The following is an 11,500-nucleotide window of genomic DNA, read 5'->3' as shown; positions in this document are numbered from 1 at the left end:
TATGGAGGTTTTGACGGCGACCGGCCGTCAGCGGTCAGGCTTGGTCAAAGGCATCGCTGATGCCGCGCACGCCGCGCGACAGGGCGTCTTGCTCCAAGGCGGCATCCGCCACCGCGACCAGATCGGTAAGAGAGGGAGAGGAAGCGGGCGGCGGATAGGCGTCCCGCAGGACGATGCCGATCGCAACGGGCCGGGCGCTGGCCCGTCGCCCGGACACCAGCCGCTCGACGGGAGGAAAGACCGTGATCAGCCAGCCGACGACGATCATGACTATTCCGCCGTCGATCATGGCCGATGCTCCTTGTCCGGGACCAGCACCTCCAATTTCGCTTCGATCCGCGCCGTCCGCGTATCGATCGATCGCAACAATTCGACCCGCTGCTCCAGCGCGTCGAGCCGCCGCGTATTGTCCCGCAGCTGACTGATATAGCCGCCGCCCGCGATCAGCGCCCCGGCGATGACCACCGCGAAGGACAGGACGGGTATCCAGTCTTTCCAGCCGGGCGCGGAAGGTGGGGGATCAGCCATGCTGCTCACTCAATGCCGCGACCATCTCCTCCAGGCGCGCGATACGACGCCGCTGATAGGCTGCTTCGACCGCCTGACATTCGTCATAGCGCAGGCCCCACCGTTCTCCCTCCTCATGGCCGGGCTGGGCGGGCGATGCGGGCGTGATGATCTCACCAGCTTCGTCGCGCTCCTCTTCGACCGCCGGGATTGCCGGTATCGCCGCCCATTCATCGTGGCAGAGCAAGCCCAGCGTCAGCGCGTCCAGTCCATGCGCGGCAAAAGCATCGCGCACCTGCTGCGCGATCAGGCCAAGATGCCACCGCGCCTCATCCCCCTTCGCCTGGACGGCATCGTTGAACTTGTAGCGCACCCACTGGACATCGCCCCAAGCGTCCAGCCAATCGTCCGGCACCTCGCCAATCTGCTGCTTTGCCCGTGCATCGGACGTGTTGATGGAGCCGCTGCCCGCATAAACAACCGAGAACCGCATCCCGCCGGTGCCGAGCGAACGCGCATTGTCCGACCCAGGCAGAAAGTTTCCGCTCTGGTCGAAGCGGCCATATTCGGTGATCGTGCCCAGGTCGTCGCTGACCCTGCCCCACGCCACCGTTGCAGAGGCAAGCGACATATACGAGTAACGGGAACCCGCTTGCCCATCCGCATTGCCGCCATAGAAATAGGCCGCGCCGGCCTGGGTCTGGTTGAATATCGCACCGGCATAGATATGCAGCTTTTGGGCTGGAGCAGTCGTGCCAATGCCGACATTACCGAGCCGATCGAGTCGCATTGCTTCGACCTCCTGGCCCTGCTGCAAGCGGCTGAAGGCAAGTCCGGCATTCGATCCGTCGCCCCCATGGCAGGTGCGGATCGTCGGGCCGAGGGTATACGCGCCCCACAGCCAGCGCCAGCCGGAGCCGAGCCCGGCGACGCCGTTCAGACTGCTCGCCACGGTGACGAGCCCATTGGACACGTCGGCCGCCGTCTGGATATGAAGTCGACCGGTCGCTTCAGTCGCACCGGCCGTACCGAGCCCGAGATTACCGGATTGGTCCATCAGCGCCCGCAGCGCGCCGCCCGTCACGAGTCCAAAGCGATTGTCGCCGACACGCCATAGCCCGGTGTCCTGGTCGGCAGTGAAGCGGATAGCGGGAGCCGCCGCGCTGCCATCGGGGAAATTGCCTTGCCCCACGCCATCGCGCATCGCCGCGAAGGTATTCAGCAGCCCCCCTGCCTGAAGGGCAAGGTCGCGGACATAGCTCTGCGTCGGCTGGATGGCATAGGCCTGCCCACCACCGCTCGCCGCCTGATAGGTGGTCACGAGCCGCAATTCGGTGGCCGACACGATTTGCGAGATTTCATAGCTGCGCCCGTCCGGGCCGATGAATGCATCGCCGCCGAAGATATTGGAGACGAAATCCGTCCCCGCACCCGTGACGACACTCGAGCCGTTGGCGACCGTGACGGAGCCTGCGCGATACCAAGACATATTTTACTCCTCGATGGCGACGATGGACAGGCGCTGAGAAGCCCCCTCCGAGAGCGTGAAGCCCCGAGAGAGAGACAGGCGCAGCGCGCGATTGGCAGTGGACTGGACGGGATCGAGTACGGTGAAGCCCCCGCCGATCGTGGCGGTGAAGGTGGCATTGCCGACCTCATTCGCGCCGGGGATCGGCCGAAGACCACGGAAGGTCAGCTGCTCGGTGGTGAAGCTCTTGTCCGAAAGCGCTTCATAGGATGACCCAAAAGACCGGCTAAGCGTGATCGTGGACGCCGTGCGCTCTTCGGTCTTGGAGCCGAAATAGGTGTAACCGCCGTCGCTGCTCGCCGCATCGAAGGCGGCGCGGTCCTGATCGAAAGCCGAAAGGCCGTCGTTCGTGGCCTGATAGGTGCGGGTCCATTCGGCATAATAGGACCAGCTGGCGATGTATTTGACTGGCTTGCCGTTCGATCCGAAGCTGGGCACCTCCGCGACGGCATCGCTCGCCAGGCTGCTCGACTGCCCCGGATTGCGAAGCGTGCCAGCCGACAGACTGCCGCCATAATAGGCGTCGCCGGTCGTCGTACGATACTCGATAGCATTGGCCCGGCTGCACTGGGCGATGGCCATGGTGGGGCCATACCACTCGATCAGGTCGCCAGCGACGCCGAAGCCGACACCCTGCACCTTCATGAACGTCCCCGTGTTAAAGACGACGCGGCCCGTTCCCATCTTCAGGTCGGTGTTGATCAAATTGAGACTGCCCGGCCCGGCCGCCGAACCGATCAATTTCCAGCCGACGACATTGCCATTGATATCGATGGCGAGGGTCGCCACCCCCTCCAGCTTGCCGGTGCGATCCGCCACAGCGACCAAGCCCTGCTCGATGCGGACGCCCGTGTCATTGATCCACCCGTCGACGCCATCGACACGCGCCCCGACTTGGACAATCGCGCGGGCATTAGTGCTGTCACCGTCGGCGACGACTTGCTTGAGCGATGCGACATCGCCCCGTGTCGCAGGCAGCCCGGACACCGGGTCATTGACCTGTGCCGCCAGGGTCTGGCGCGCCTCGGCCTCGGCCGATACCGCATCGGCGCGCGCCTTTTCTTCCCGTGCGATCCGGGCCACGGTTGCGACGATATCGGCCGCCTGCGCCGCGAATTGCGCGTCCAGCGCCTGAAGCCGGGAGGCGGTCGATCGGTCGAGGGCCGCTACGACCTTTGTCAGGTCTAGCGCGGCGGAGTCTGCCCTCTCCATCCGGGCGAGCAGGGCTTGCCGCGCCACGGCCGATGCTTGCTCATTGGCGATCATCGTCGTGGTCAGCTGCGTCTGGATTTGCACCATCTGCGCCTGCCGACGCTGATCGGCATCATCCCCCGCGATCAGGGCACGAAGGGACGCCTCGTCGGCTGTCGCGTCCCGCCTCGCCATCTGGCGAATGGTGGTCTGTGTGCCCGCCACGCCGCCCTTTGCGGTGATCAGGGCCTGATCCAGCCGCCCGATGGCGGCCGATTGCGCATCCGTCGTGACGCCCAGCGCCGCGATCGACTGCGCCGACACCTCATCCCCGGCGATGCGGGCCGTGGTCTCTGCGACCGTCAGCGCGCGGACCGCCGCCACTTCGACGGCCAGCGCCAGGCGATAGGTCGCCTCGGTCAGCAGGCCCGCGTCCATGCGCGTGGTAAGCTCCTGCCGTGCCTGCGCGACCTGGACAATCTGCCGCTGATTGGCGTCATCCCCCGCCAGCAGCGCGCGCAGCGCGCCTTCGGCCGCCTTGTCCGCGACCATGCGCGCCTGTCGCACCGTGACCGACAGCCCGATGGTGTCGCCGATCGCGCCTAGCTGCTGCTCCACGGCGGTCAGAGTCGCCCCCAGCGCATCGACCTGCGTCTGTGACGCCTTGGTCTGTACGAGGCCTTCCACGGCGTCGAGGGACTGCTCGACGGTCGACACGCGCCCACCGACTTGGGTCAGGGTGATCAGGTCGGCCTTTTGCTGGATCGTGGCATTCAGGCCGTCGATCGACTGCTCGGCCGACGCCAGTCGCGCAATGATCGGCTCAAGCTGCGCTGCCTGTTCGGGGTTCAGCACGGCCAGCGCGATTTGCTCGTTGACGTAATCCGTCGACGCCTTCGACGTGATCAGCGCCTTCTGCGCGTCCAGCGTGACTTCGGCCTTGGCCGTCCGGTCCACCAGCTGGTCGATGGCGTAAATGCGCACGATGCCGGTCACGGGATCGACCACGATCCCCGCATCCCGCATGACGGTCCGCGTCCGGTCCGCCTCGACCAACAGGCGCAAGGTCGCCTCGCTTATGCGCCCCGCATCCCGCGCGGCCTGCCGCTGGATCGCCTCCATGTCGAGCCGCGCCTCGTCCAGCGCGGCCAGTTCCTGTGCGTGACCCGCCTGGACTTCCTTGATCGCCGACACGTCCGTCGTGATCGGCTCAATCTGGGCAAGCTGGGCATTGACCGTCTGGGAAGGCGTGCCGCCAACGGCCGCAGTATCCCTTGCGACATTATCGCCGGTCTTGTCCGCGTGATCGGTCGGCTTGGTTCCCTTGGGGTCGCCCACATCCTCCCAATTGACGATCGGCGCGGCCTTGACCGCCGCGCTCAGCCCCTCGATCGACAGTGACAGCTTCGAAACATCCGCCCCGGCCTCGATGCCGAAATCCTTGAAGAAGCCATAGACGGTCAGGATATCCATTCCGTCTTTGCCGATCCAAAGCGCCGGGGTCGCCCGCACCGCGGCGATACGATTGGCGACCAGATCCAGCGCGTCCGTGCGGATCAGGGCCTTGGCGGCCATCCGCTTGGCCCACCCGCGCTTGACGATCGTCACCTCGCCGAAGTCGTCCACGTCCTTTCGGCTGAAATCGGTGATTCCGGCCGTCGGGCTGGCCTCGGTCAGCCCCAGCCCCACCAACTTGCCTATCAGCATCGTACCCACGGACACGTCGCCCGGCCCCGCGATCGTCACCTTGACCCGGCGCTTCTCCCCCAGATCAAGAAAGGTGACGGTGCCACCCGCCACCGCCTGCGTCCGATCATAGCCATCCGCCTCCACCCGAACGGAAGCGGCGATCACGTCCAGCAGGGCGACCGCCTGAAGGCCCTGGATTTCGATCGTGACGCCGATTTGACCCGGCGCGGTCGTGGCAGTGCCAAGCGCCTGGTCAAAGGCCGCCCAGCGATTGGACGGACCGATATCCAGCCATTCCGATCCGCCCGCCGCCGGGTCTTCCCCCGCATTGGCGATCACGGCCTCGTACACCCGGTGCTGGCGCAGCACTCTTGCCCCGACGACATAGCCGGTCCCGGCCGCCCAGGCGGGCGCGTCATTCTCCGGCACGTCCGACGCGATCAGCGTCGCATCGGTGACGGCGAAGGGCTGCAACAGCCGCAAGGTCGATTCGCCATCCGGTGCCGGATCGCCACCCGTGTCCGCCCCCGCTTCGCTTTCCGCCAGCCCTTCGACCGTCAGCGTGCAGAAGCTGAGCGGCGGGACCGCCAAGTCGATATCGAAATCCTTGTAAAAGCCATTGGGGCTCAGCCACGCGAAGCGATCATCCGCGACCCACCGCGCGGCCGTCGATCGCAGATCGGCCAGACGCTGCTGAAGCGCGGACGCCGATTCGAACGGCACACCCAGGCGCACCGACAGGCGGCGGGAGAAACCGCGCTGCACGACCGTCGTGACCCCGAAATCGTCGGTCACGCGACGGCTGAAATCGATGATTCCTACGCTCGCGCCCGTTTCCACGGTGCCCAGCGCGATACGCTCACCCGATGCGGTGATGACCTCCATCACGCCGCCCCCGCCACGCTGACCGCCTGACCACCATTCGGGGCGGTGACATTCTCCAAAATCTTGCGCGCCGCCCCCGTATTCCCGGCGGTCGCCGCGTGACCGGCCACATTCTCCTTGCGCAGTTGCTCGACTTCATCGCGCAGGCCCCGCAATTCGGCGATCAGATCGTCATTGGCGGGCGTGGCCGTGCCTTGCTGGACGCTCTGGGCATAATCGATCGCCGCCATGCCCGATGCCGTACCTGCGCCCCCCGTGACGGACGCGGTGCTGCGCCCCTGAATGGCCGCCCAGGTCGCCTCCAGCTGCGCGGCGGTCTGGGCGCGGATGCGGTCAAGCTCCTGCCGACTGGTGGCGGCATTCCCGGCCGCCGTCAGCAGCGCTTGCGACAGGCTGGGCAGCGTCTTGGCCGCATCCTGATCGCCGCCCCGCGCGGCTGCATTCGCGGCGTTGAATTGCCCCATCAGCGATACGAAGCCGCCGCCCGTCCCGGTATCGGTCAGGCCCCGGATGCGCTTGACCTCATCCATGATGCCGTCGCCCACATCGGACCACGCCTTTCGAAGCTCATCGGCCGCCTTGGCCGCTTCCTGCGCGTCCTGAATGGCCCAGATTTGCATCCGCAGGGCCCGGTTGCTCGTATCCAGCTTGGCCAGATCCAGCGCGCGGATGGCGGCGGTATCGCCATTCACCTCCAGCAATTTGCGCTCCAGATCGGCACGCTCGCTGGCGATATCGGCCGCGCTCTTGGCCCCCTCCATCGCCGATTGCAGATCGGCGAACGCCGGGGCGAGCTTGATCAGCGTCGCATAGGTCGCTTGCCCGGCCGCCGTGGACAGGTTCTGCGCCTCCACCAGCGATCGGAACGCCGACAGGCTGGCGGGCATGGTCAGCCCCAGGCTATCGAACACCTTGCCCAGCTGGGCGGTCTTGGCCGCCGACTGCTCGGCCTTGCTGTAATAGGCCTGGAAATAGGCATCCGTGGCGCTGGTGAAGGCGCTGGCGCTCTCGAACTGCGATACCAGCCCCATTTTCGCGTCAACGCCCAGCGCCTGTGCGGCACCGCCCAGCGCGTCGAGCGCGGTCGTGGCGGCTTCCACCGTCGACGCGACCCGGACCAGCGTTTCGAACGCCCCCTCCCCGACCTTCGCGAACCGCTGGAAACCGGGGAAGGCGGTATCCGCCATCCGATCAGCCGCCGCGCCGAAAACGGCGGTCAGCTTTTCCTGAATTTGCGTGCCGGTCAGGCCCTTCAGATCGATCTTGCCGATATCGACCACGAAGCTGTTCAGGCGAGTCTGGATATCGCCGGTCGCCACCCCCAGCGGTCCGGCCGCCGCGACGATCGCGTCATTGAACGCGCGCAGGATCAGCGTGAACTGGTTTTCCAGACCGCTATCGGCCGCCGCATATTGCGTCGAATAGGACTTGCCCGTCGTGATGCCGAGAAAGCGCTTCTTCTTCTCGATATCCGAATAATAATCGGCGTCGAACCCGGACGACAGGACACCGCCCAGCGACTGCGCCCGGCCGAACAGACCATTACCGACAACCGTCGCCGTGGAGCCGAACAGCGATTTCATGACGCTGCTGATCCCGCCCAGGATATCGCCGATGACGGGAATCTTGGACAGGAGCGGCCCGACCGCCAGCCCCAGTGGTCCGAGCACCAGCGACGCCGCCCCGCTTGCCAGCAGCGTGGGACCGAGCCCCAGCGCCTTGCCCAGCGCATTGGGCTGATAGCCCTCGGTGACGCCCGCCGAAGCATTGATATTGCCCGCGCGCACCACGACACTCGCCAGCCCGCCAATCTGGTTGTCGATCGACCGCAGCGACGCCGCCATGTCGCGCGCATAGACGGAGGTGACGGTATCGACTTCCTTCAGCGCATCGAGCGAGCGCTTCAGGCTTTCCGACTTGGCCGCCGCATCGCCCAGCACGGTCCCGGTGCCGCTATTGGCCTTGGGCAGATCGCCACCACCCTTGCCGAACGCCCCCGCCACTGACAGCCCGATCGAGGCCAGCACAGCCGCCGTGGCGGCTCCGGCCGCGATATTGAGCGGGAACGGCAGGCCCGCAATCGCCTTGGCCACGGCCTCGACGGCATGGGCAGCCGCCCGCGCCCCGCTCTTCGCGATGGCGCTGCCCGTCTCGATGGCATCCTGCGCGATGGCGCGGACGGACATGGCGAACTGCACAGCACGGAACGCCTTTTCGGCCGCCGCCATCGCCTCATAGCCAGTCGATCCATCGGCAAAGAACCCGCGCGCCGACGCCGCCAAATCGCCGTACATGGCGATTTGCATGGTGCTGGAACGGGCCGCGTACAGTGCGGAAATCTCCCGCTCCTTACGTGCCCGGACCTCCGCAACCGTGATTTGGCTGGCCTCGCGCAATTCCCGCTTTTGCCAATCGTTCAGCCGTTGGCGATCCGACAGGTGCCCGGCAAAGACCGTCGCCATATCGCCCAGCGCGCGCCCGGCCTCGCCAAAGGCTTCGGCCATGCCATGCCCGGCATTCTGGACATTCGCGGCAATGGCGTCGAACAGGTCCGCCTGATACTTCAAGCTGTCATTGTAGGCGTTGGTCAGCAGCTGAAGCTGTTGCTGATTTTCGGCAATCTGGACTTGCTTGGCGACATAATCGTCCGCGTACTTTTCCTTGAAGTCACTGGCGGGCAGGTCCTGCATGGCCTTCAATGTCGCCAACGCCCTCACCCGTGCGGCATCGGTCGCCCCGATCAATTCGCGCTCTTTTTCCAATTCCGCCAGCCGGCGATCGGCCGCTTCATCCGCCGCCGCGAAGCGCGCGCCGATCCCGGCCGCCCGGCCACTCGCCTGCGATTCGTGTAGCTTGTCCAACGCCCTTTGAGCCCCTTCCGCCTCCTTGGTCAGCCCACGCAGTTGCGCGGCTTCCAAGGCGGCCAGCAGCGGCAATTCGGCCATACGCTCGCGCAACATCTCGTTTGCGCGCGCGGCGGGGATCAGGCCTTCCGCCACCGCCGCATTCACCTCGGTCTGGATGCGTGACTGATCGTCCATCGACTGGATCGCCTTCGCACCGTCCGACACCCGTTGCGCGATCGACACCGCAATCTGGCGATTGACGGCCGCCTCGATGTCGCCGCGCTGGCGGATGGCATGGCTTTCCGCTCGGACTTGCGCCTCCGCGATCAGTGCGGCGGACCCGGAAACGCCATAGGCATCCGCCAGCGCATACAGGTTGCGGATTTGCGCCTCGACGGCCTGTGCATCGCGGACCAGCTGGGCCGCGTGGTCATTCTTCGTTCGGTGATAGCGCTCCGCAACACGCGAATAAGCGTCCTGCGCCTGTGTCTCGCGCTCCTGCTGGGTCAGTACCTGATTGCCCAGTTGCAGGCGGGTCAACTGTTGCTGCGCCGCTGCCTTTTCCGACTGGTTACGCGCCGCGCCCAGGCGAGCCTGCGCCTGCGCGATCATGTGGGCGCGTTCCTGCGTCGTGATCCATTGGCCCGACGCATTCCGGTTGGCGACGATCGTGTCGGTGACGGCCGCATAGTCATGGCGCAGGGCACCAATCTGGGCGGCCGTCAGGCCGGTGGTATCGGCCAGCCCCTTTTGCAGGATACGCTGCTGGGCAATCAGATCGTTGAATTGCTTCATGCCGCTGGTGTTGAGCGACTGTGACGCATTCAACGCGGCAATCTGATCCTGATTGCGGCCCGCTGCCACGTTCGGCCCCTTGGGCAGGGTGTTGCCGGTGCCGATCAGATCGACAGCCCAGCCCCCGACATTCTTCCGTAACCAGGCGTCATAGGATGCGCCCGCATTCTTGATCCGCTGATCCAGCCTGCCGAACATGACCGCGACACCGGACACGGCATCGCCCAGCATATCCATGACATGCGAAAGCCCGGTGGCCTCATGGCTGTTGGCGGCCAGATCGGCGGTCAGAATGCGGGTCAGGTCGGAGGCTGCCTTTTCGCCGTCCCCCTGCGCGGCCAGGGCGCGAATATGCTCATATTGCGCGCCGGTCAGCAGCCCCATCTGTTGCGTGAAGCTGTCGGCCGCGCGGGCCGGGTCCGACATGGCTTCGGCCAAAGCTGCCTGCGCGGCGGGCGCGTCCTGCCCAGTCAGCTTGGCATATTTTTCGACATTGGCCGCCAACAGGGTGATGGTCTGGCCGCTTTCGATCCCCGCCGACGCGAAGGCCGCGACGCTATCGCGGGTCGCCGAAAGCGAGCGGTTCCCCGCCGACGCGGCCGCCTCGGCGAACGTCTCTAGCTGCATGGCCGTCTGACCGGACGTGCGACCAAGCCCCGACGCCACTCCCTCCAGCCGCTTCATGGCCTCGCCATACTCGCCCAGCGCACGGCCCGCCGCGACGGCTGCGACGGCCGCAGCCGCCAACAGAATGTTGGTCGGGGTCAGATAGGGCTGCAACTTGGAAAAGCCGTTGACGACATATTCCAGCGCGTCCTGCCCCAGCTGCCGCATCGAAGCGGCCGCGCTGCCGCCCCGCGCCTCAATCTGTTGGAACACGTCCCAGATTTGCGGCCCTTGCTGAACGAGGATCATGAACGGATCCATGCCCATCGAGGCGGTGACACCCACGTCGGCCAGATTGCGCGTCAGGTTCAACGTTTCATAGGCGGTCAGGCGCTGCGCGTCGGTCATTTCCTCATGCGCGCCCGTCACCCGGTCCAACAGCGCCTGTTCCATGCGCAACTTGGCGGCATATTCGTCCAGCCCGATCGCACCCGCCGAAATCAGCTTGCGCGCATCCCCGATTTCCTTGTTGAACCGCTGTTGCGCGGCATAGGCCGGATCGATCGACGCGCGCAGGCGCTCGGCCGCCGACGCCATCATTTCATGTTCGCGCGTTGCGGCGATTTCGGCGGCCTCATGCTCGCGCAGGGCCGTCACCCCGGCCTTGACCCGCGCTTCGAACATCTGGTGCGCATGGGTGGCCGACCGCAGAGCCTGCGCCTCTTCCTCGGCCGCACGCGCCGCCAATGCGCTATAGGTGGCCCCGGCATCGGTCGCGCGCGGCTGGTTCATGCCGAAATTTCGCTCCAGCAGGCCTTGCAGCTGCGAACGCTCCCGCAGTTGGACAATCAGCGCCGCCTCAGCCTGCGCCCGCTCCCGCGCCGCCTCGGTCGCGGCCTTCGCTTCCGCCTCCGCGCGCGCTTCCGCCAGTGCCTCGGCCTCGAAACGCGCCCGGCGGGCCGCCGCAAGTTCCTTGCCTGCCAATTCGGATTCTGCCGCACGCAACCGGCCCGCCAGTTCGGTCAGGCCCTGTTGCTCGGCGCGCAAGGCCGCCGCCTCGACTTTGGCGAGCCGCATTTCTTCGCGAGTCTTTCCGAACGCTCCATTCTGGCGCTCAATCTGGGCAACCAGACGCTCACCCGCCTTCTCCACGGAATTATATTCACGCTGCGCGGCACGCGCAGCCTGCGACGACTCGGCGGCAAAGGTCCGCAAAGCGGTCTGCGCCCCGTTAAGGTTCAGCATCGACGCGGACGCGCGTTCAACCCGGTTGAACTCTTCGATCGCGTTGGCAGTCGCGCGATCGATCGCCGTATCCAGCCGCGCCAGCGCCTCGAAAGAACCGCCCGTATCGATATCGAAACCGACGCCAAGCGCAGCATTCTCGAAATTGTCCATTCGCTACGCCCCATAGAAAAAGGGGCCGCCCGGACGGGCAGCCCCTTGGTGAAAA

Annotated in this window: 5 protein-coding genes; all 5 read right to left on the bottom strand. The window is 66.0% G+C overall.

Features of this window, described 5'->3' with window-relative positions; all coding sequences use genetic code 11:
• Window positions 1-34: 34 nt before the first annotated feature.
• Genes ABDV78_RS07550 through ABDV78_RS07530 form a run of 5 tightly spaced genes read right to left on the bottom strand, consistent with a single transcriptional unit; the run spans window position 35 to window position 11,445 of the window.
• Window positions 35-289, bottom strand: a complete 255-nt coding sequence (locus tag ABDV78_RS07550; protein ID WP_343526753.1) for a hypothetical protein — start codon at window positions 287-289, stop codon at window positions 35-37.
• Complete coding sequence (locus tag ABDV78_RS07545; protein WP_343526752.1) at window positions 286-528, bottom strand: hypothetical protein; 243 nt, start codon at window positions 526-528, stop codon at window positions 286-288. Before ABDV78_RS07545 ends, ABDV78_RS07550 begins: the two co-directional genes overlap by 4 nt.
• A complete protein-coding gene (locus ABDV78_RS07540; protein WP_343526751.1) occupies window positions 521-1,996 on the bottom strand; it encodes a tail fiber domain-containing protein in 1,476 nt (491 codons plus the stop codon). Before ABDV78_RS07540 ends, ABDV78_RS07545 begins: the two co-directional genes overlap by 8 nt.
• 3 nt (window positions 1,997-1,999) lie before the next feature.
• Window positions 2,000-5,803 carry a hypothetical protein gene (locus tag ABDV78_RS07535; protein WP_343526750.1) on the bottom strand — a complete coding sequence of 1,268 codons (3,804 nt, stop codon included), beginning with the start codon at window positions 5,801-5,803 and terminating at the stop codon, window positions 2,000-2,002.
• Window positions 5,800-11,445: a phage tail length tape measure family protein gene (locus ABDV78_RS07530; protein ID WP_343526749.1), complete on the bottom strand. Its 5,646-nt coding sequence runs from the start codon at window positions 11,443-11,445 to the stop codon at window positions 5,800-5,802. Before ABDV78_RS07530 ends, ABDV78_RS07535 begins: the two co-directional genes overlap by 4 nt.
• Window positions 11,446-11,500 lie beyond the last annotated feature (55 nt).

The sequence above is a fragment of the Sphingomonas sp. genome (assembly GCF_039594485.1).
GTDB lineage: Bacteria > Pseudomonadota > Alphaproteobacteria > Sphingomonadales > Sphingomonadaceae > Sphingomonas.
This window is presented reverse-complemented; position numbering and strand designations above follow the sequence as displayed.

Bases quoted from the DNA above. Each gene is read 5' to 3' on its own strand.
- ABDV78_RS07550 (WP_343526753.1), bottom strand. From the start codon at position 289: ATGATCGACGGCGGAATAGTCATGATCGTCGTCGGCTGGCTGATCACG.
- ABDV78_RS07545 (WP_343526752.1), bottom strand. From the start codon at position 528: ATGGCTGATCCCCCACCTTCCGCGCCCGGCTGGAAAGACTGGATACCC.
- ABDV78_RS07540 (WP_343526751.1), bottom strand. From the start codon at position 1,996: ATGTCTTGGTATCGCGCAGGCTCCGTCACGGTCGCCAACGGCTCGAGT.
- ABDV78_RS07530 (WP_343526749.1), bottom strand. From the start codon at position 11,445: ATGGACAATTTCGAGAATGCTGCGCTTGGCGTCGGTTTCGATATCGAT.